Source organism: Nonomuraea sp. 3N208 (assembly GCF_052245935.1).
Taxonomy (GTDB): domain Bacteria; phylum Actinomycetota; class Actinomycetes; order Streptosporangiales; family Streptosporangiaceae; genus Nonomuraea.
In genome coordinates this window covers 228,133-249,805 of the sequence record NZ_JBQQBR010000010.1, presented here as the reverse complement: position 1 = coordinate 249,805, position 21,673 = coordinate 228,133, and the positions used below count along the sequence as shown (strand labels likewise).

Sequence of the window (21,673 nt, the reverse complement as noted above, 5' to 3'; positions counted from 1 at the left end):
GCCAATGCCAGTGTCGGTCCTGACCGGAGCGGGGATCTCGACTGATTCCGGCATTCCGGACTTCCGCGGCCCGCAGGGCGTGTGGACCAAGGACCCGCAGGCCGAGGCGAACGCGACCATCGACCGCTACCTGGCCGACCCGGAGGTCAGGCGCCGCTCCTGGCAGGCCAGGCTCGATCACCCGGCGTGGACGGCCCGGCCGAACGCGGCGCACCGGGCGCTGGTCGACCTGGAGCGCGCGGGCCTGCTTCGGGCCCTCATCACGCAGAACATCGACGAGCTGCACCAGCGCGCGGGTTCCTCGCCTCAGAAGGTGATCGAGCTGCACGGCACCGTGCACCGCGCCGAGTGCCTGTCCTGCGCCCTGATCACGCCGATGCCGGAGGTGCTCGCCAGGGTCACGGCGGGCGAGGCCGACCCGCCGTGCCCGAGCTGCGGCGGCATCCAGAAGGCGAACACGATCTCGTTCGGCCAGTCGCTCAAGCCCGAGGTGCTGGCCGCCGCCCGCGACGCCGCCCGCGCCTGCGAGGTGTTCGTGGCGGTCGGCACGTCGCTGACCGTGCACCCGGCCGCCGGCCTGTGCGGAGAGGCGCTGGACGCGGGCGCCCAGCTGGTGATCGTCAACGCCCAGCCCACGCCCTACGACCCCTTCGCCGATCAGGTGATCAACGAGCCGATCGGCCAGGCACTGCCCGTACTCGTCCAGGAGTTGATCGATGCAGCCAGGTGACACCGTCGCGATCGTCTCGCCGTCGGGCCCGCCCGACGCCGTCCTGCTCGAACGCGGCATCGAGCGGCTGGAGGGCCTCGGGCTGAAGGTGGTGGCCGGCACGCACGTCCTCGACCGGCAGGAGCTCGACTACCTGGCGGGCGACGACGCCGCCCGCGCAGCCGACCTGCAGGCCGCCTGGTGCGACCCGGCCGTCTCCGCGGTGTTCTGCAGCAGAGGCGGGTACGGCGCCGCCCGCCTGCTCGACCTGCTCGACTGGGACGCGATGCGGGCCGGAACTCGAGCCGGTCCCAAGGTCCTCATCGGGTCGAGCGACATCACGGCGCTGCACAACGCGTTCGCCATCGAGCTGGGCGTGCCCACGCTGCACGGCCCGATGGCCGCCTGCGACGTCCTGGCTCGCGAGCCGGGCCCCGAGCCGCTCACCTGGGAGAGCCTGCAGGCCGCCGTCTTCGGCAGCCCGCAGCCCGTGCGGGGGGATCGGGTGCTGGCGCCGGGCCGGGCCGAAGGCGTGCTGTCCGGAGGCAACCTATCGTTGCTGGCGTCCATGTGCGGCACGCGGTGGCAGCCGTCGTTCGCCGGCAGGATCGCGTTCCTCGAGGACGTGGGGGAGGAGCCGTACCGGATCGACCGCATGCTCACCCAGCTGCTGCAGGCCGGGGCGTTCGACGGGGTGCGGGGGATCGCGCTCGGGTCGTGGGTGGACTGCGCCGACCCGTATCCGGTCCTCCGCGACCGCCTCGGACGGCTCGGAGTGCCCATCCTGGCGGGCCTTCCTGTGGGACACGGGTCACCGCAGATGACTGTGTGGCTGGGGAGACTTGGGGTTATCGATACCGAATCGTGCTCGCTAGCTGACACGTTCCGGGATGGGGAGCAGGCAAGGTAGGAGGGACGAATCCGACAGAAAGGGACACGGCGCGTGAGCTTGTTCAGACGTGACGGAGCACGTCGGAGCTCGGAGGAGCCCGTGTGCAGGCCCGTCGAGGACGTCGACCTCGACTCCCTGCTCGCGCTCGTTGCCGAGTCCCGCGGATTCGCCTGCGAATTCGCCAGCGACGGCTCCGCTATGACGCTCAGGGGGTCACTCGCGGGCGACACCGCGCTGGTCGTCCGGCTCACCGGGCTGCGGCGCGAGGCCGGGCGCCGGGCCAGGGATGACTGGCCCGTGCTGGTCTCCGAGCACCTCGCGCACGCCGTGGCCACCGCAGGCGAGCAGGTCGACGTGTGCGACCTGGAGCAGGCGCGGCCGCTGCTGCGCACCCGCGTGGAGTCCGTGGACGAGGTGGCCGACCTGACCAGGGTGGTGGGCCGCCACCTCAACGCCGACCTGGTGGAGCTGCTCACCGTGGGCTCGCGCTCGGTGCGTCCCGAGGAGGCAGGGTGCTGGCCCGTGCCCACGGCGCACGCGCTCGACCTGGCCGTCGGTAACGTCCGCGAGGACGAGCGGCTGCTCGTGGAGGGCATCGAGCTGTCGGGCACACCGGTGACCCGGCTGACCGCCCGCTCGCCGTCCGCCGCCACGCATCTGCGCTGGCTGGGCGACTACCTGCAGGTGCCGGACGACGGCGTGCTGGCCGTCCTCCCCGATCCGTACACGCTGCTGGTGCATCCGGTGGACGGCATCGGGGTGGTGCGGGCCATCGAGCGGCTGCGGGTCCACGCGCTGTCCACGGACGGGCTCAGCCCTCAGGTCTACTGGTGGCACGCGGACCGGTTGACCCTCATCAGGGCCGACATCGTCGTGCAGCGGGGGCAGACCAGGCTCGTGGTCGCTCCGCCCCCGGAGTTCGCCAAGGTCCTGGCCCGCCTCGCCGTCTGAGCCCCGCCGCTTCTAGGCGCGTCCCACGTACTCGCGCAGGTGGATCGCGGTCAGCGTGGTACCGGTTTCGACCAGCTCGGCCGGCGGGCCGGCGAAGATTACCTGGCCGCCGTCGTGACCGGCTCCAGGGCCCAGATCGATGATCCAGTCGGCGTGGGCCATCACGGCCTGGTGGTGCTCGATCACGATGACCGTGTTGCCGTCCTCCACCAGCCGGTCCAGCAGGGCCAGCAGCTGGTCCACGTCGGCCAGGTGCAGGCCGGTGGTGGGCTCGTCCAGCACGTACGTCGTGCCGTTCCTGGCCATGTTGATCGCCAGCTTGAGCCGCTGCCGCTCACCGCCGGACAGCGTGTTCAGCGGCTGCCCGAGGCCCAGGTAGCCGAGCCCGACGCCGGCCAGCCGCTCGAGGATCGTTTTGGACTGCCCGGTGGTGAAGAACTCGCCGGCCTCGGCCACCGACATGCCCAGCACCTCGCTGATGTTCTTGCCGCGCAGCGTGTACGTCAGCACCTTGGGCGTGAACCGCTTGCCCTCGCACTCCTCGCACACCGACGCCACCCCGGCCATCATCGCCAGGTCGGTGTAGATCAGGCCGATGCCCTTGCAGGCCGGGCAGGCGCCCTCGGAGTTGGCGCTGAACAGGCCGGGCTTGACCCCGTTGGCCTTGGCGAACGCCGCCCGGATCGGGTCGAGCAGCCCGGTGTACGTGGCCGGGTTGCTCCGGCGCGAGCCGCGGATCGGCGACTGGTCGGCCACGACCACGCCCTCGCGGCCCGCGACGTACCCGTGGATCAGCGAGCTCTTGCCCGACCCGGCCACGCCGGTGACCACGGTGAGCACGCCGAGCGGGATGTCCACGCCCACGTCGCGCAGGTTGTGCAGGGTCGCGCCCTCGATGGACAGGTGCCCGGCCGGCTTGCGGACGTCCTCGCGCAGCCGTACCCGGTGGTCAAGATAGCGGCCGGTCAGCGTGCCGGAGGCGCGCAGCCCGTCCAGGTCGCCCGCGTAGCAGAGCTGCCCGCCGGCCGTGCCCGCGCCCGGGCCGAGATCGGCCACGTGGTCGGCGATCGCGATCGTCTCCGGCTTGTGCTCGACCACGAGCACCGTGTTGCCCTTGTCGCGCAGCTGGAGCAGCAGGTTGTTCATCCGCTGGATGTCGTGCGGGTGCAGGCCGGCCGTGGGCTCGTCGAAGACGTAGGTGACGTCGGTGAGGCTGGAGTTGAGGTGCCGCACCATCTTCACCCGCTGCGCCTCGCCGCCCGACAGCGTGCCGGACTCCCGGTCCAGGCTCAGGTAGCCGAGACCGATCTCCACCAGCGAGTCCAGCGTGGACAGCAGCCCGTCCAGCACCGGGCCGACCGTCGGATCGCCGATGTCGCGGACGAAGCCGGCGAGGTCGTTGATCTGCATCGCCGAGCACTCGGCGATGTTCTTGCCGCCGATCCTGGCCGAGCGGGCGGACTCGTTGAGCCGCGAGCCGTCGCAGGAGGGGCAGACGGTGAGCTTGAGCGCCCGTTCGGCGAACGCCCGCGCGGACGGCTGCATGGACTCGCGGTCCTTGCCCAGGTAGGTGCGCTTGACCTTGAGGGCGAGCCCCTCGTAGGTGAAGTTGTTCGTGCCGTACTTGAGCTTCGTCGCGGGCTTGTGAAGGAGGTCCTTCCACTGCTCGGGGGTGAAGTACTTCAGCTTGACGGCGGGGTCGTACAGGCCGGAGCCGGCGATGACCTGCCACTGCCAGCTGTCCACCGGGAACCCGGGGACCTTGATGGCCCCTTCGTTCAGTGACAGCTCCTTGTCGACGAGCTCGTCCACGTCGATCTCGGACGCCTTGCCGAGCCCCTCGCACTCCGGGCACATGCCCTCGGCCATGTTGAAGCTGAAGTGGGAGGCGGTGCCGACGTAGGGCTCGCCGATGCGGCTGAACACGATCCGCAGCATCGTGTGGGCGTCGGTGGCAGTGCCCACGGTGGAGCGGGGGTTGGCGCCCATCCGTTCCTGGTCGACGATGATCGCCGCGCTGAGGTTGTGCAGCGCGTCCACGTCGGGGCGGGACAGGCTCGGCATGAACGACTGGACGAACGCGGTGTACGTCTCGTCGATCAGCCGCCGGGACTCCGCGGCGATCGTGTCGAAGACCAGCGAGGACTTGCCGGAGCCGGACACTCCGGTGAAGACGGTGAGGCGCCGCTTGGGGATGTCGAGGGAGACGCCCTTGAGGTTGTTCTCCCTGGCGCCGCGGACCTGGATGAGGTCGTGACTGTCGGCGGCCGTGTGATCGTGGTGCGGGACGCTGCCCGCCAGGGGGTTGGAGCTGCTGGTGTCTGAGTGTGCAAAAGGATGCATGAAGTGCCCTTAGTTGCGTTGCGGCCGAAGTGCGGCCGTGACGGCATGGACGCGGGTATGGGTAGTCCTCATCGGTAAAACGCTGGTGTATCAGAGCAGCCTGACGGTTCCGGCCCACTCCTTCGGTCTGTGGATGAGCCTGCCGACGATATCGCGCGTACGTTCTACTCGGCAGGGCCAACTCTTGGCATCCTTGCTGTCACACAATGTGAAACCCTGAGCTGGGAGGCGGGTGCAGGTCATGCGGGCATGCCGGTTCGGCCCGTCCGGGGTGGCCGTCCGCGACCGGCTCAAGACACCTCATGCTCAGTCCTTAGGAATGGTTGGAGACCACGGAATCGCGCTAAAGAATCTTGCTTTCAGTCCGTTCAGCTGATCCGCAGTCCTCGTTCCGCTCCCGTACGCCCCGCCGTCCCCCGTATGCCCCATGTTGTGGCCACATGAAGAGCCACATGAAGAGATGGCACGCGGTTGCGGCCGCGACGACGGTGGGCGCGGCGATCCTGGCCACGCCCGGCGTGGCCGCGGCCGACCGGGACAAGCGGTTCGACCTGCAGGCGCACCGGGGCGGGCTCGGGCTCGTGGTGGAGAGCTCGCTGCCGGGGTTCGCCAACGCGCTGGAGCTTGGCATCAGCACGCTGGAGCTCGACGTGCAGATCACCGAGGACGGCGAGGCGGTCGTCACCCACGACCGGAGGATCAGCAACAGGAAGTGCCGCGACACGGCGCCCGCGGTGCCGGGTGACCCCGAGTTCCCGTACGTCGGCAAGTACATCAACACGCTCACCCTGCGGCAGGTCAGGACCATGGACTGCGGGTCGCTGACGCTGGCGGAGTTCCCCGGGCAGCGGGCCGTGCCTGGAGCGCCGATGGCCACCCTGGGTGAGGTGTTCGACCTGGTCAACCGGTACCGGGCCCGCGGTGTCACGCTGAACGTCGAGGCCAAGGTCGAGGCCGGGGCGCCGCACGAGACGGCGCCGCGCGAGCAGTTCGTGCAGGTGACGGCCCGCGAGATCCGGCGCGCCGGGCTGCTGCGGCAGGTCACGATCCAGAGCTTCGACTGGGGCGCGCTCATGCGGATGCGGCAGGTCGAGCCGCGACTGCCGCTGGTCGCGCTCACCAACCGTGACTTCCTGCAGACCGGGCAGCCGGGCCCCTCGCCGTGGCTGGGCGGCATCGACATCGACGACTTCGGCGGCGACCCGCTCAAGGCGGTCAAGTCGTTCGGGGCGGACGCGTTCTCGCCGGTGCACGGGTTCCCGCAGAACGGCAAGGTGACCGACCCGGCCTACGTCCCGTACGTCACCAAGGACATGGTGGACCAGGCGCACGCCCTCGGCCTGAAGGTGATCCCGTGGACCATCGACGACGAGCCCACCATGAACAAGCTCATCGACGACGGCGTGGACGGCATCATCACCGACTACCCGGACCGGCTGCGCACCGTCATGGCCGAGCGCGGGTTCAAGCTGCCCCGGCCGTACAAGCTCCACAAGGGCTAGGTTTCCGCGGGCCGAACAGCTCGTGAACGATCGGTGCCCCGCCGTTCAGTGATCTCCAGAAAGTGACAATTGAAGCAGTAAAGGGGGATCTTAGGGAGCGTCGGTGGAGGCCGTGCTTGAGCTGCTGCGGCGGCTGGTGGAGTTCCTCGGTGGCGTGGGCCCGGTCCTGTTCGGCATCGTGCTCCTGCTGGTGGCGCCGTACGTCGACCGGCTGCTGGTGCGCCGCAAGCGCATCAGCTTCCGCGTCCTGTACAACTCCAAGATCGGGCTGGGCCCCGAGCAGCACAACGGCGGGGCCGACCCGGCCGAGCACGGGCCGCCGCAGCTGCGCCGGGTGGCGCGGCTGCTCGGCCGGATGAGCATCGTCGTCATCCGCATCCGCAACAGCGGCAGCTACGACATCGACCCCGACGACTTCGAGCGGCCGCTGTCGTTCACGTTCGGCGGGCGGCTGGTGTGGAACGCCAGGGTGTCCGACGCCAGCACCGACAAGCTGCGCGAGCACCTCCGCGAGAGCCTGCGCTTCTTCCCCGAGGAGGACCAGCCCGCCAAGGACGGCCTCGTCACGGTGCGGCAGCGGCTCTCGGACCGGATGGCGCGCTGGCTGGGCGCCTCCTCTGTCCAAGGACAGGACGTCGCCGAGCCGGCCTGGCACGGCGTGCGGCTGGACGGGCTGCGGATGAAGCGCGGTCAGAAGGCCAAGCTGGTCGTCGTCCTGCGGGAGCCCGACTCCGGCGAGGGCGAGATCACCAAGGTCGTCGGGCACAGCGGCAAGCTCAAGGACGCAGGCCTGATCCAGGACGAGCGCGAGAACCGCCGCGTCACGCTGCCGCGCGTCACAGTCGCGCTGGTGATCGTGCTGAGCGCCCTGCTCGTGCTCAGCCAGCTGTCCGACCCGCGCGACCCCACCGTCGCATGCGCCTCCGGCGAGCTGCGCGTCGTGGGTTCGACCGTGTTCATGCCGGCGATGCGGGCCGTGGCCGACGAGTACGAGAAGGTGTGCGGCGACGCCCGCATCCTCACCGAGGCCACCGGCTCCATCGGCGGCGTGCGCAGAGTCGCGGAGGCCGGTGCGAACGCGAACCTCATCGCGGTGTCGGACGGCAAGAGCAAGGTCCACCACGACCGGCTGCACGCCGAGAAGCTCGCGATCGTCACATTCCACGTGGTCGTCAACAGTGGCGTCGGCCTCGCGACGCTCAGCGTCGACGACCTCCGCAAGATCAACAAAGGCGACTACACCGACTGGAGCCGGCTCCGCGACGACAAGACGCCCTTGCCCATCCGCATCGTCAGCCGCGACCAGGACTCAGGAACCCGGGATCTGTACGAGCAGCAGGTGCTGCGCACCGGCGAGAACGTGCTGTCCTCCAACGAGTGCCTGGACAAGGACCGTAACCCGAGTGCGCCGGTCATCCGGTGCGAGCGCCAGGACAACGCCGAGGTGATCCACAAGATCAGCACGATCCCGGGCGCGATCGGGTACGCCGACGCGGCCTCGCTCGCCGAGGCGCGCAAGGCCGGCACGGTCACGGCGCTGACCCTGGACGGCGAGGCGTTCGACCCCGAGACCGCCGCGCAGGCCGGGTACCCGTTCTGGACGGTCGAGCACCTCTACGCCAAGGAGCGGCCCGGTGCCGGCTCCCTGGCGGCTTCCTTCATGGACTTCGCGCGGTCGCACGCGCTGGCCCAGGTGCGGCTCGCGGAGGTGGGCTTCGACCCGTGCGTGACCAAGGAGGGCCTCGAAGAGGCGTGCGAGCTGCGCTGAGCGGTCTCAAGCGGACAGGGGGTTGGCGTGCCGGTGATGCACGCCGATCACCGGGATCTCGTGCAGGCTGCCCGAGTACAGGAACTGCGTCATCCCGATCAGCAGTCGCCGCACGTCCTCCTGCGGACGCACCACCAGCCGCAGGAACTGGCTGGTGGTGCCCAGCTTGTTGCCGCACTCGCGGACGTACACGCCGTGCTCGGTCAGCAGGTGATCGCGCAGCGGCACCCCGTCGTGCCCGGGCGGCAGCTTCACCAGCAGGAAATTGCCCTGCGACGCGAACACCGACAGCCCCGGCATGGTGCTGAGCTGCTGGAACATCGCCCGCCTGTCCTGGTTCAGCCGCTTGAGGCTGTCCTGGTACTCGACGACGAACTGCTTCATCATGAACACGATGACCTCGGCGAACGAGTTGAGGTTCCACTTGGGCAGCGCGTCGCGGACCCGGCCGGCCAGCGCCGGGTTGGCGACCATGTAGCCGAAGCGGATGCCGTGCAGGCCGAAGTTCTTGCCCAGGCTGCGCAGCACGATCACGTTCGGCCGTACCGCGGCCTCCGCCGCCACGCCCGGGTACGGCTCGGCGTCCACGAAGTCGCCGAAGGACTCGTCGACGATCACCAGGTCCAGGTCGATGAGCTTGTCCAGGAGCCGCACGACCTCGTGCTTGGGCAGGTAGCCCCCATCCGGGTTGTTCGGGTTGCAGATCACCGCGACGCGGGAGCCGCGCATGCGGATGAACGAGACGTAGTCGTTCACGTCGAGGGCGAAGTTCCTGCTCTCCAGCAGCGGATACATGTCCACCCGTTTGCCCGTCTCCAGCGGCTGGTCGGTCCAGCGGCCGAAGGTGGGGATCGGCACCGCCAGGCTCTCCCGTACCAGGAGGTGGTCGATCCAGGTGATCAGCTCGGTCGATCCGTTGCCCATGGCGACCGTCTTGGGGTGGAGGCCGAGCGTGGAACAGAGCTCCGCGGTGATCGTGCCCGCGTCGCTCGGATAGAACTTCAGTATCGTCTCCAGATTCCTCCCGAGGTGCTCGAAGATCTCCGGCGTCGGGAAGTACGGGTTGCACGGTATGCAGAAATCCACTGGGGCGCGCTCTCCGGACGAGCTGCGCATCAGTGTGAAGTACGACGGGCTGTGCGCCTGTGTACGCAAGAGGCTGAGCTCCACGACACCTCCATGGAACACGTGTCCGATGTGTGTAGGTACGCGCCGATGGAGTGACCGGTTCACGGCGGTGTGCGCCTGTTCGGCGGAGCGTCCGGCGGAAGGGCGGCGGAAAACGACGACGGCCGCGGGGAAGATAATTGACCGGATCGCCGTAACCATCCGGAGCATACGTCGGGCCGGCGCCCGCCAATTATTTCCGGTGAAAATCTTCCGCCATTATTCGGCGTAGAATTCCGGATGTCCGTCCGGGGGTGCGCTCCTCTGTCCCCTTGCTGGTTGTACAGGCAGGACAGGTGGACGGCTACGGCAAGTAAACAGGCCGTGTCCCATATGAAGGCATTTGCCGTTGTTGGCGGGCAATCCTCCGTGAGTTGCATTTGCGTTCGGTCACCACTCTCCATTTTTTCTCATGCGAGAATGCATTGACACGGAAAAGTGATCTTGTAAGCATCTGGCTTGGGCGTGCTTTCTGAATTCGCCGCGGGAGAAAGGGAGGCGCGTACATGGCCGCCGAATGGACTCTGTTGCCGTCCGTGGTCGTTCGCAGTGCCGGGTTCCCCTGGGAGCTCGTCGCGTCGCTGGCCTACCCGCGGGCGGCCGAGACGGCGGCGGCCGTCGTACGGCTGGAGCGGCAGGCGCTCGACCTGCTCGCCTGCCCACAGGAGGGGGGTCGGCTGCCGCGGGCGCTGCGCGGCCGCCTGCGCAGGCTGCGTCCCTTGCCGCCCGGCACGCCCGGCCCCGCAGACTGGCTGGCAGAGTGGAACCGGGTGACCGGCCTGCTGGAAGAGGCGCGTCTCGCCCTGGCCGACATGGTCGCCGCCGACGCCGGGCGGGCCAGGACGGCCACCGCCGCGATCGCCGCCGACGAACGTTTCCTCGACGCCCTGGTCTGCTCCGCTCCCGCCGCCTACCGCGAGCTGCGGCGGGGCCCGGCCGAGGCGGCGCGGCAGCTCGCACCCCACCTGCAGCGGCTGGCCACCCGATGCGCCAGAACCGGCTTCTACGCGCCCATCGACTTCGCCCGCATCGAGCCCGGCCGCGACAGCGGCTACACCTGGGCGGGGCACCGCGAATGCGCCCGGCGGATCGCCTACCCCGCCGGCCGCATCGGCGAGGCGCTCCAGCAACGCATCCTGGCCGACCCCACGCTCGTCGCCGGGCTCGTGCCACGACGGCGGACCGGGGCGGGCCCGGGGATGGGCACGGGGCAGGACGGCGCCGCCTTCGCCGGTCACTGCGACGGCCGCCGCACGATCGCCGAGATCGCCGCCGACACCGGCACGGGACTGGAGCGGGCCTCGGCGGCGCTCGCCGTGGCGGTGCGCCGCGGGTTGCTCACCCACGATCTGTGCCCGCCCGCCACCGTCTCCGATCCGCTCGGCTGGCTCCGCGACCGGCTGCCCGGCGAGGAGGCTCCCGCCGCGCCGGAGCCGGGGCTCGTGGCGGCACGGGAGGTGCACGCGCAGCGGCGGCGGGCCTTCGCCCGCCCGCGGTCGGCCGCCGGGACCGACCTGCCCGTGGGGCGGCGGGTCAGGGAGATCGCCGAGTTGCTCGAGCGGTACCCCGCCGCCTCGCCCGACGTGAAGCTGGCCGTGCAGAGCAGGATCGAGGCCCTCGCCGGCGGCGGCCAGCGGGCCGGGCGCGACGAGCGCGTCGTCGTGTACGAGGCCGCGGCCGGCACCCTGCACGTCACCGTCGGCGACCCGCTCGCCGCCGACCTGCGCGAACGCGTGCCCGCGGCACTCGGACCGCTCGCCGAGGAGGCCGAGCTGACCAGGCTCCGCACCAACCGGTTGCTCGCCGGGCGGCTCGGGGCGGGCACGTTCGAGCTGGCCGAGGCGCTGCAGGCGGCGGGGAACCTGGAGATCCAGCGCGGCGACCGGATCGCCGGACCAGTCCACGACGCGGCTCCGGACGCCGTCACCCTGGACCTCGCCGGGTTGTTCGGGGAGCCCGTCCCCCCGGCCGCGCCGGTGTTGTGCACGGCCGACGTCATGGTGGCGGCGCCGGCGCTGGAGGCGTACGAGCCGGGCGTGACCCCGCTGGTGCTCGGCGGGCTCCACAACGCGCCGCTGCTCACGCCGTGGGAGCTGAGGTTCCACCGGGACGGCGGAGCTCCGGAGGTCGCCGGCGCTCGCCGGAGCTCGGCCGAGCGGGACGGGGCTCGCTGGAGCTCGGCGGCCGTCGCGCGGGCGCTGCGCGGGTTCACCCCGCTCAACGTCGTCTCGCCCCGCGCCGACGGCCTGCCCTCGCCCGAACTCCCCGGGCCCGTGCTGGAGTCCGGGGGCGTGGCGGCGGACCCGCGGCGGCGCCGCGTCGGGCTCGACGACCTGTACGTGCGCAGCGACGGCCACCACGCCGTCCTGCACGCCAAGGGCACCGACGAGCCGCTGATGTTCCACAACGGCGAACCGGGGCACGCCCTGCACACCGCGCTCGGCCTGCCGAGACTCCGGCCGCCCGCCCTGCCGGACCTGCCCAGGACACCCCGCCTGACGTGGGGGAACGTCGTCATCTCCCGGCGGCGATGGCGGTTGGGCAGGATCGCGTTCGACGCGCTCGGCCGGGCCGGAGGCGACCGCGACCTGCTGCTGGCCATGGCCCGCCTGCGCGACCTCCACCACCTGCCCCGCACATTCTTCGCCGCCGCCGACCGAAGCCCCGTCTACGTCGACACCCGGGCGCCCGCCCTCATCGGGGAGCTGGCCCGCCTGGCCGGCACCGCCGAACGGCTCACCCTGACCGAGACGCTGCCAGGACCGGAGGAGTGCTGGCTACGCGACGGCGGACGGCGCTTCGCCGCCCGGCTGCGCTGCGTCTACCTGCGGCCGGCGTCGCGTGCGGAGGCGTGCGGCTGATGGACCTGCTCGTCGTGCCCCCGCTCCCCAGCCCGCGCCCCCGGCGAGCTCGGGTGGCGGGCCGCGGGCGAGGAGCAGCACGCGGACCTGCGGCTCGCCGGCCTGGTCCGATGGGCGGTCGAGCGGTAAATCGGTTGCCCCGGCACCCGGCGGGCTGCTGTACTCACCCGCAGCGACAGTCCAGCGATCAAGGAGGCCCCGAGATGCGGGAAGCGTTCATGTCCCCCCAGCACCCAGACTCCTTCGACGCCAAGGGCATGACACTTCTTGAGACGACCGTCCGACCAGAGGATTCCCCCGCATAGCAGCTCCGTCCTGCGCCTGCTGCGGCCGGGACCCCGCCCCGCCGCCGCGCTCGCCGCGGCCATCGCCGCCGCCACCGCGCTTCCGCTGGCGGCGCCCCAGATCACCCGCCGCTTCGTCGACGACGCGATCGGCGGAGCGAGCACCCGCCACCTGACCCTGATCGCCCTCGGCTACCTCGTCCTGGCCGTCGCCGGGCAGGCCGCCAGGATGGTGACCGCCTGGCTGGCCAGCCGGCTCGCCTGGGACGGCACCAACCGCGTTCGTGAGCGGCTCGCCGGACACGCGCTCGGCCTGGACATGGCCTTCCACGGCAGGCACACGCCCGGCGAGCTGATCGAACGCGTGGACGGCGACGTCGTGGCGGTCGCCGACTTCGTCGTCGCGTTCCTGCTGGACGTCGTCGCCAGCGTCCTGCTCCTGGCCGGGGTGGTGGTCGTCGTGTTCGGCGTCGACTGGCGCATCGGGTGCGCGCTGCTGGCGTACTGCGTCCTGATCGGGTACGGCATGGCCCGCGCCCAGCAGGCGGCCGTGCCGTCCGCAGCCCGCTCGCGGGCGGCGAGCGCGACCCTGTTCGGCCACCTCGAAGAGCGGCTCGCCGGCGCCGAGGACATCAGGGCCAACGGCGCGGGAGAGCATGCGGTACGCCGTTTCCACCAGGTCAGCGCCGCCCTGTTCCGCGCCGAGAACAGCGACGCCCGTGTCGGGACCGCCCTCCTGGCCGGCACATCGGTGGCCTTCGCCACCGGAACGGCGATCATGCTCGGTCTCGCCGCCTGGGCCATGACCTCAGGCACGCTCACGGTCGGCACCGCCGTGCTGCTCTTCCAGTACACGGTGATGGTACGAGCGCCGTTCGAGCGGCTGATCGACCAGATCCGGGAATACCAGGCGGCGCTGGCCGGCCTCTCCCGCATCGGCGGCCTGCTGGCCGAACGGCGCACCCTCCCCGACCCGGCCCGCCCGCGGCCGCTGCCCCCGGCCGGGCCGCTCGGCCTGCGCCTCGACGGCGTCAGCTTCGCCTACCCGGGCGACGACGAGCAGGTGCTGTCGGGCATCACCCTCGATCTCGCTCCCGGCGAGACGTTGGGCCTGGTCGGCCGCACGGGCAGCGGCAAGACCACCCTCGCCCGGCTCATCCTGCGCCTCTACGACCCGCTCGAGGGTGCGGTGCGCGTCGGCGGGCTCGACCTGCGCGAGGTGGACCCGGCTTCCCTGCGCCGCCGGATCGGCGTCGTCACGCAGGACGTGCAGTTGTTCGCGGCCGGTGTGCGCGACAACCTGACGCTGTTCCGGCCGTCGCCGGGCGACGACCGGCTCCGCGAGATCCTCGACGGCGTCGGTCTGGGCGACTGGCTGGCCGCCCTGCCAGACGGGCTCGACACCGAGGTACGCGACGTTTCCGCGGGCGAGGCGCAGCTCATCGCGTTCGCGCGGGCGTACCTGGCCGATCCGGGTCTCGTCGTGCTGGACGAGGCGTCCAGCCGGCTCGACCCAGCCACCGAACGCCGCATCGAGCGGAGCATCGACCGCCTGCTCGACGGCAGAACCGGTGTGATCATCGCGCACCGGCTCTCCTCGCTGTCCCGCGTGGACAAGATCGCCGTACTCGACCAAGGCAAGATCATCGAGTACGGCCGCCGCGCCGACCTCGCCGCCGATCCCCAGAGCCGGTTCGGGCGCCTGCTCGACCTGGCGGGGGTGAGCAGGTGATGAAGCCGGTGATGGTGGTGGCCACCAGGCTGGCCACATTCGACCTGCGCCGCTACCTGGTCGGCGCGCTGCTGTGGATGCCGGTCCATGTCGTCCCGCTCGCCGGCGGGCTGGTGCTGCGGCAACTGTTCGACCAGCTCAGCGGGCACCATCCGGCGAGCCTCGAGCTGTCGTTGTGGTGGTGCGCGGCGTTCGTGGGCGTCGAGATCGTCCGTGGCGTGATGATCGTCATCGCGTGGACGTATGGGGTCTACTGGTGGTGCGCGGCGGCGACCCTGCTGCGGTCCAACGTACTGCGCTCGATCCTCACCGCCCGGGGCCCCGCCGCCGCCCGCCTGCCGCACTCCTCCGGCGAGTCGGTCGCGCGCCTGCGCGATGACGTGGCCGACACGGTCGACTTCACCGACGAGAGCGTCACCCTGGGCGGCACGACACTCTTCGCCGCAGCCGCTTTGGTGATCATGGCATCCATCGACCCCGTGATCACGCTGGTGCTGGTGGTGCCGATGCTCGCCGTCGGCGTGCTGAGCAGGACGTTGCGGGGGCCGATCGCCCGGTGGCACCGGCGGTCCAGGGTGCTCGGCGCGGCCGTCACCGCGTACATCGGCGAGCTCTTCGGCGGCGTGCTCGCCATCAAGACCGCCGGCGCCGAGGAAGCGGCGCTGGAGCGGCTCAGGGAACACAACCGGCGCCGGCGCGACGCCGCCGTCAAGGACCGGCTCGCGACCGACCTCCTCGACGCCACCACCGGCACGACCATCGAGCTCAGCATCGGCCTCGTGCTGCTGCTGGCCGCGCCCGCGATGCGCGGCGGCGAGTTCACGGTCGGCGACCTGGCGCTGTTCACCAGCTACATCGGCTGGCTGACGGCCTTGCCACGGGCGATCGGCGCAACCCTGTACGGGCTGCCGCAGGCGGCCGTCGCCGTGGACCGGCTCACCCGCCTCATGGCACCCCACGAGAACGCCGACGACCTGTCCAGGAACAACGGCGTCTGGCTTCGTCACGACCCGTCTCCACCATCACCGGCGGCGGTTCGTCCGGGAGGCGCCGACGGGCTCTCGCAGGGCGGGGACCGGTTGGCCGTCCTCGAGGCACGCGGACTGACAGTCCGGCACGACCACCACGACCACCACGACGGCTACGACGGCCATGACGGCCATGACGGCCATGACGGCCACGACGGACGCGGCGTCTTCGACGTGGACCTGCGCCTCGAACACGGCACCTTCACCGTCGTCACCGGGGCCGTCGGCTCCGGCAAGACGACCCTGATCCGCGCTCTGCTCGGCCTCCTGCCACTGCACTCCGGCGGGATCTCCTGGAACGGCGCCCCGATCGACGACCCGGGCACGTTCCTCGTCCCCGGTCGCGCGGCCTACGCCGGCCAGATCCCGCGCCTGTTCTCCGAGACCCTGCGCGAGAACCTGCTCCTCGGCCGGTCCGCCACCGACGACGAGATCCGCCGGGCACTGGAATTGGCGGCGTTCGAGGCGGACCTGGCCGAGATGCCGGACGGTCTGGACACGGTGGTCGGCCCGCGCGGCGTACGGCTGTCCGGCGGCCAGGTCCAGCGGGCCACCGCCGCCCGGGCTCTGGTGCGTGCTCCGGATCTGCTGGTCGTCGACGACCTGTCGTCCGCGCTGGACGTCGAGACCGAGCGCCTGCTGTGGGACCGGATCGCCGGCCGCGGGCCGGAGACCGTCCTGGTGGTGTCGCACCGGCAGGCCGCACTCGAACGCGCCGACCAGATCATCGTCCTCGACCGCGGCCGCGTCGCCGGGCGCGGCCCCCTCGGTGAGCTGCTGGAGCATTGCCCAGAGATGCGCCGCCTGTGGAGCGCCGAGCGCATCACGGAAGCCGAGGAAGGAGCGGGCGACTGAGTCCCTACCCGTCTGTCTTGCTGAGGGCCGCCAGGACCTGGTCGAGCTTGGCGTCGAGCGACTGGAGCTTGGCGTCGACCGAATCGAAACTGCCGTCGACCGACTCGAACCTGGCGTCGATCGACTGGAGCTTGGTGTCGACCGACTGGAGTTTGGCGTTGACCGACCGGAACTCGGCGTCAACCGACTCGAACCTGGCGTTGACCGATCGGAACTCGGTGTCAACCGACCCGAACCGTTTCTCCATCAGCTCGGTCAGCCGCCGCTCGAGGTCGTTCAGGTCCTCCTTCGTCGCGAGGGTGGCGCGACCGGCCATGATCTCCCCGAACACCGGCTCGGCGTTGGCCAGGACCTCCTGACGGATCACTGCGGGAAGCTTCTCCACGGCCACCTTGATGTCCGCCACGTCGGCGCCAGTGCGGAAGGCCCAGGCCTCCAGGCGCTGGACGCGGCCGGCGATGTGGGCTCGGTGCTGTGGAGCGGCCATGCCGTCATGTTAGACGGCTCACGGCATGAGAGGGGGCCGAAGCCGCACGATCTGTGGACAGGCCGGAGGCCGCTCTGGCCGCAAACGAGACGCCACCGACATTACGGTCGAGTCCTCAGGTGATGGGCGCGGTGGCCTCGGTCCAGCAGTAGTCCTTGCCTCCGACCTCACCGATCGTGGCGAACTGGGCCGAGTAACCGACCACGCGCTTGCCCGGCAGCACGAGACCCGCCACGCCGTCGCGCCGCACCAGACTGGCCACCCCGTCGGCGTCGGTGATGCCATCGCCGATCTGCTCACCCAGCTGCTCGCCCGGTGCGCCGATCCGCGCGAAGAAATGAATGCGCGCGCGGGCGACGGGCCTGCCGTCGTCCGTGGTGAGCCTGGCGGTGAGCGTGACGGGCGCCGACGTGTCGGTCACGTGGAGCGGCTCGACCTGCAGCCGGGTCTCGGCGCAGCCGCGTATCCATGAGCACCCGGCCGCCGCGTCCAGCGCGACGGCCGTCAGCGCGAGTGCCGCGAGCCCGCGGGATAGGTGCGTCCCGCGGGCGTCGTGGTCACCGTTCATCCAGGTCACTGTAGAAGCTGCTCGCAGCTTCCTGGGTCGAATCCGTGCACCTCCCAGTCGGCCCCGTCGAAGGGCGACATGAAGTGCGCGAACAGGTCGATGATGTAGTCCTGCACCTGGTCGTCAGGGTCGAGCAGGGTGACCATCTGCTGGCCGTCGGCTCCGTTCAGTGTGATCGTGTTGGTGCTCTTCGGCGGGACGAAGCCCGGCTTGGTGCTGAGCGACAGGCAGAACAGGTCGATGCCCACCTCGAACTGGAGCTTGGAGCTGATGTCCCGCATCTGCTGGTCGTAGCGGTGCAGTTGCACGCTCCTGGCGGGCAGCAGCCGCAACGTGTCGTTGAACGCGTCCGGGCCGAGGTCCCTGTCGATCTTCACGTTCAGCGTCACGTCGTGCTTGAGATCAAGCTCGTTCACCCCGAGGTCGAGGGTGCCGTAGTCGCCCTCGAAGCCGGGGAAGACGAAACCGAGGGCCGCAGGCGCTTCGAGCCCGAACGGGATCTTGCCCGGCTTGATCCTCAGTGTGTTGATGTCGTGGACGGCGATCCCGAAGTCGCCGAGCCTGCTCTCGTCCAGCTTGTAGTCGCCGTCGAGTTGGAAGGCGAAGAACCCGGCGGTGTACGGGATGTCCTTGCGGACGGACACCGCCTGCTGGGCGACCGGCGAGATGACCACTCCCGCGTGCAGTTCGACGAGCTTGGTCGCCTGGGGCTCGGACAGCATGTCGATCGAGAGGTCCTCGTTGACTTTGACGGTGGTGTCCCCTGCCAGGTCGGTGAGCTGGAAGCTGGCGTCGATGAGCTCACCCTCGGGCCGGACGATGAACTTCTTCAGCAGTGCACCCTGGAGGCCGAACAGTCCGTCGAGCGTGCTCGCGGCGGACTTGTACGTGAAGTTGGGCACCTGCAGGCCCTTGCCCGTGACGTTCGCGCCGATGGTGAATGCCGCTGGCACGTCGGTGAACTCGATCACGCCGGTGCCGCGTCCGTCCGTGTCCGGGTCGACGGTCACCTTGGCCAGAAGCCGGTCCACCGGGGCCGAGTTGCCGACCGTGATGCTCGTCTCCTGGCCGTAGGCGCCGTTGACGGAGAAGGCGGCGGGCACCTTGTCGATGACGATCTGGCCACGCACGACGCCGAAGTCGGGGACCTCCGACTCGGCCATGACCTCCACCTTGGGCAGCGTGGCCACGGGCTCGATCTTGTAGTTCGCCTTGATCGATCCCTTGCCCGCGTCGAAGTCGCCGATCTGTACGCTGGTGATCTGCTCCGGCAGTCCGGTCAGCGTGGCCAGCGCCTTGATGGGAACGGGCGGCAGGATCTTGCCTGCCACGTACAGCTTCAGCTCGTCCACCTTCGGCCGGTAGCCGGAGAAGGTGAACGTCTTCTTGGCCAGGTCGACCGTGACGCCGGACGGAAGCCCGCTGAGATTGATGAAGCCGCGCACGCCGAAGCAGCCGCGAGCCGTACAGAACGGGCCGTCGTCCTGGCTGCCGCCGGAACCCTCCACCAGCGCGATGCCGTTGGCGAAGCCGGGCGCGCCGTCGGGAATGCCCGCGGTCTTGCCCAGCCAGACGTCGGCCTTCAGGTCGAGAGAGTCGCCATTGGCGTTGTAGCTGACCGCACCGCCCTCGGCCGCCGACACCTCGATGTGCCCGGGGATGGGGCCGAGCGTGCCGAGCCCGCCGAAGCGCAGCCCGCCGGCCAGATAGAGGTCGGCGTCCAGCGCGACGACCTGGCGGGCGGCCTGGAAGTCGGCGGTGAAGCCGGTGTCCTGCTTGCTGAACTCGACATTGCTCAGCCCGTCGATGCGGACGCTGGCGTCGAGTTGCTTGTCCGACTCGCGGAAATGGGCCGCCAGATGCGGGCCGCTCGGCGCCAGGGCGCCGTCGTGGTTGGTGGCCGCGATGGTGGCTGAGCCGATCGGTCCTGACACGCCGGTGAAGCGGTAGACGCCCTCACCCCAACTGGCCGTGAACCGGGCGGGTACGGTGGCGACCTTGGCGGCGACCCGGAAGTAGCTGCCTTGAACGTTCACCCTGGCGAAGGCGAACACCGAGGTGACCGGCTTGTCGGCGGTCCAGTCGAGGTGCTTGGCCACCATGTCGGCGGTCACCGTGAGGTGGGTCGGGATGTCGTCGACCGTGGCCTGCAGGTCCTCGCCGCTCGTTGCGCTGACCTGCGTCACGTAGGCCTTGTTGACGTAGAAATCGATCTTCTTGAGGCTGGTGGAGGTGGTGACGTCCACGACCGTCTTGTCGCCGAGCGTCCACGAGGCGTCCACGCTGGCCGGGATCGCGGTGAGCGTCCCGTCGATCGTGGGGCCACTCGTGACGTTGGCGTAGGCGGCGCGCAGGGAATTGATCACCGTGGCGGCGCGGTATTTGGCATTCCTGGCGGCCGGGTCGAGATCCACCTCCACCGAGGCGGGCAGGTTGGAGATCGTCACCCGGGCGAGGTGGGTGTCGTCGATGTCGGCCGCGCCGGAGAACGCCTGGCCGCCCGGGTTGAGGGTGAGCAGGGCGTGCGGGTGACCGCCGTACGTCACGTCGAACCCGGCGAGCCCGTTGATCGTGGCAGCCGCGCCGATGACGGCAGCGTCCTTGATCAGCGTGACGTGATCTCCGGCCGGCGCCGAGATGGCGCCCTCGTTCCGCTGCACCAGCGCGGTGAGGCGCCCGATCCTGGAGTCGGTGGTGGCCGTGAGGTGGTTGGCCGCGTGGTCGTGTTCGAGCTTCAGGTGTGCCGGTAGGTCGGTAAGCCCGGCCTTGACGATGGTCTTGGCGGCCGCGCGGTCGAAATAGGCCGCATCGACGGTCTTGGCCAGCGGCGCGTTGGCGTCCACGTCCAGCGTCGTCTTCTCGCCGTCGGTGGAGGCGTAATGAGCGCGGATATCGGTGGGCAGTTTGGTGAGCGCGCCTTCCGCCACCTTGTCCAGGCGTTCGCCGGTGTAGAGGTAGTTGTGCACCGATGCCTGCTCGATCGCCGCCGAGCTGGTGAAGTGCACGTCCGCCTCGCCGTTCTTGGTGTTCCTGGTGAGCTCGGCGGTCACCTGGGCCGGCAGCTGGTTGACATAGATCTCGGTGAACTGGTCCTCGGCCTTGTTGGTGAGGACGAGGCCGTCCAGCACGGCGGGCTGCGACGAGGAGACCTCCAGCCTGCCCTCGAACGTGCCCGTGTCGAACCTGGCCCTGGCGGTGAACCGCTGCGGCACCGGGCTCTGCCTGAGACTGGCCAGCGTGGGCTCGACCAGCTGCCTGCTCTCGAGGTCGCCCAGTCCTGCCACGGTGGCGATGGCCGTACCGGGCTGGAACCTGCACAGGTTGGCGCGAACGTCCACGATTCCGCGGGTCGCGGCGATGGGGTCGACGGTGTAGACCCCCCAATCGAGGGTCGAGAGCGAGGTGCCGCGGTGATAGCCATCGAAGCCGATGGAGAACCGCTTGAAGGTAGAGAAGTCGAGCGAGGCGGGAATGTCGTACTGCGCCCAGACCTGCGCCTTGAGCTCCCCGCCATGGGTCTCGCTGGTCGGGAGGCGGGCGCTCAGCAGGCCGAGGCCCGCGGTGATCTGGATGCTGAGGTCGTAGCGCTGCTGGGCCAGCTGCTTTTCCAGCTGCTTCTTCAGGTTGAGCAGCTCGAGCAGCTTCAGCGGATCGTTGATGATCGCCTCAATGTCCTTGATCACCTGGTTGAGCCGCTGCTGGGTGGAGTTCAGCGTGTTGGCGGCCGTGCTGATCAGATTGATGTCGAGCGCGGGCACGAGATCGGCCAGCAGGTCGGGCGTGCCGTCGCCGGTGACATCGGCGACGACCGGCACCACGATCGGGCGGGGGATCGAGCACGAGACGGACCTGGTGGCGGTCTCGGCGCACAGCCGGTACGTGATCAGCGGGACGCCCTCGGGCAGCGCGCGATACAGCGCTGCAAGGTCGAAGCCGCTCAGCTCCTTGACCTTGACCGCCGCCTGGGCCACCACATCGGCCAGCGGGCCGGGCAGGTCAAGGATGCCGGCCTGGTCGGTCGCGGGCATGTACTTGCGCACGTCGGGGTCGACCTTGCCGTCGGTGACCAGGCCATGGCTGGCCAGCCGGGCCTTGGCGGCGGCGTCGAGCTGGTTGAACAGGGTGGGGCCCGCGGGGATCGTCACCTGCGGTCGCTCCGGGCCCACCGGACGCGCCTCCACGGGGCGCGCGGCCAGTGATGGGCCTCGAGGCACGTTCACCGTGCCGTTGGGCGGGACCTCTATCTTCGGCACCTGCGCGATGACCGGTTTCGCGGCGATCGCGGGGCCTGTGGCGACAGTGGGTCCCTCGGTGGACCGTGGGAAGGGTGCGGGGTCGGCGCTCGCAGGGGTTGCCCCCAGCGCGATCATGCAGGATAAGGCGGACATGACGATGAAGGCGCGCGATAACGCGCGCCTGGCGGCGCGTTGCATGTGGACTCCCCGTAGATCGCTTGACCTTTCAGGGAGAGCGGACCATTTAGTTGTACGGGGCGTCAATAACGAATTCACAACAAGCCTGGCGAC

13 protein-coding genes are annotated in these 21,673 nt (G+C 70.2%); 8 read left to right on the top strand and 5 right to left on the bottom strand.

Translation table 11 applies throughout. The annotated features are described in order from the left end of the window. The first annotated feature begins 4 nt into the window (after window positions 1-4). The 3 genes from ACTWPT_RS17905 to ACTWPT_RS17895 all read left to right on the top strand — a co-directional run bounded on the left by ACTWPT_RS17905 (window position 5) and on the right by ACTWPT_RS17895 (window position 2,552). Window positions 5-730 carry an SIR2 family NAD-dependent protein deacylase gene (locus ACTWPT_RS17905; RefSeq protein ID WP_443178544.1) on the top strand — a complete coding sequence of 242 codons (726 nt, stop codon included), beginning with the start codon at window positions 5-7 and terminating at the stop codon, window positions 728-730. Then, a complete protein-coding gene (locus ACTWPT_RS17900; RefSeq protein WP_443178514.1) occupies window positions 717-1,619 on the top strand; it encodes a S66 peptidase family protein in 903 nt (300 codons plus the stop codon). Before ACTWPT_RS17905 ends, ACTWPT_RS17900 begins: the two co-directional genes overlap by 14 nt. Before the next feature lie 81 nt (window positions 1,620-1,700). Next, window positions 1,701-2,552, top strand: coding sequence for a hypothetical protein (locus ACTWPT_RS17895; RefSeq protein ID WP_443178513.1), 852 nt, complete (start codon window positions 1,701-1,703; stop codon window positions 2,550-2,552). Window positions 2,553-2,564: 12 nt separating this feature from the next. Here ACTWPT_RS17895 and ACTWPT_RS17890 read toward each other — a convergent pair whose 3' ends face one another. After that, a complete protein-coding gene (locus ACTWPT_RS17890; RefSeq protein WP_443178512.1) occupies window positions 2,565-4,895 on the bottom strand; it encodes an ATP-binding cassette domain-containing protein in 2,331 nt (776 codons plus the stop codon). Between the two features lie 452 nt (window positions 4,896-5,347). On the opposite strand from ACTWPT_RS17890, the gene ACTWPT_RS17885 reads away from it, so the two are divergent. Both ACTWPT_RS17885 and ACTWPT_RS17880 read left to right on the top strand, forming a co-directional pair. Further along, entirely contained in the window at window positions 5,348-6,397 is a 1,050-nt protein-coding gene (locus tag ACTWPT_RS17885) for a glycerophosphodiester phosphodiesterase family protein (protein WP_443178511.1), read from the top strand. A gap of 103 nt (window positions 6,398-6,500) precedes the next feature. Next, on the top strand, window positions 6,501-8,165 hold the full coding sequence (locus tag ACTWPT_RS17880) for a PstS family phosphate ABC transporter substrate-binding protein (RefSeq protein ID WP_443178510.1): 1,665 nt from the start codon (window positions 6,501-6,503) through the stop codon (window positions 8,163-8,165). A gap of 6 nt (window positions 8,166-8,171) precedes the next feature. On the opposite strand, the gene ACTWPT_RS17875 is transcribed toward ACTWPT_RS17880, so the two are convergent. After that, complete coding sequence (locus ACTWPT_RS17875; RefSeq protein ID WP_443178509.1) at window positions 8,172-9,335, bottom strand: pyridoxal phosphate-dependent aminotransferase; 1,164 nt, start codon at window positions 9,333-9,335, stop codon at window positions 8,172-8,174. A gap of 503 nt (window positions 9,336-9,838) precedes the next feature. Between ACTWPT_RS17875 and ACTWPT_RS17870 the strand changes: the two genes are divergently transcribed. The 3 genes from ACTWPT_RS17870 (at window position 9,839) to ACTWPT_RS17860 (ending at window position 16,092) form a co-directional block, all read left to right on the top strand. Beyond that, window positions 9,839-12,193, top strand: a complete 2,355-nt coding sequence (locus ACTWPT_RS17870) for a hypothetical protein (RefSeq protein ID WP_443178508.1) — start codon at window positions 9,839-9,841, stop codon at window positions 12,191-12,193. 267 nt (window positions 12,194-12,460) lie between these two features. Further along, the gene (locus tag ACTWPT_RS17865; protein ID WP_443178507.1) at window positions 12,461-14,209 is read left to right on the top strand and encodes an ABC transporter ATP-binding protein; all 1,749 of its coding nucleotides are present in this window, start codon (window positions 12,461-12,463) and stop codon (window positions 14,207-14,209) included. After that, on the top strand, window positions 14,209-16,092 hold the full coding sequence (locus tag ACTWPT_RS17860) for an ABC transporter ATP-binding protein (protein ID WP_443178543.1): 1,884 nt from the start codon (window positions 14,209-14,211) through the stop codon (window positions 16,090-16,092). The genes ACTWPT_RS17865 and ACTWPT_RS17860 overlap by 1 nt, the downstream gene beginning before the upstream one ends. A gap of 4 nt (window positions 16,093-16,096) precedes the next feature. Here the strand turns inward: ACTWPT_RS17860 and ACTWPT_RS17855 are convergent, their stop codons facing one another. The 3 genes from ACTWPT_RS17855 to ACTWPT_RS17845 form a co-directional block, all read right to left on the bottom strand. Further along, window positions 16,097-16,579, bottom strand: a complete 483-nt coding sequence (locus tag ACTWPT_RS17855) for a hypothetical protein (protein ID WP_443178506.1) — start codon at window positions 16,577-16,579, stop codon at window positions 16,097-16,099. 115 nt (window positions 16,580-16,694) lie between these two features. Further along, the gene (locus ACTWPT_RS17850; protein ID WP_443178505.1) at window positions 16,695-17,147 is read right to left on the bottom strand and encodes a hypothetical protein; all 453 of its coding nucleotides are present in this window, start codon (window positions 17,145-17,147) and stop codon (window positions 16,695-16,697) included. Window positions 17,148-17,152: 5 nt separating this feature from the next. Then, a complete protein-coding gene (locus ACTWPT_RS17845) occupies window positions 17,153-21,535 on the bottom strand; it encodes a hypothetical protein (protein ID WP_443178504.1) in 4,383 nt (1,460 codons plus the stop codon). Window positions 21,536-21,673 lie beyond the last annotated feature (138 nt).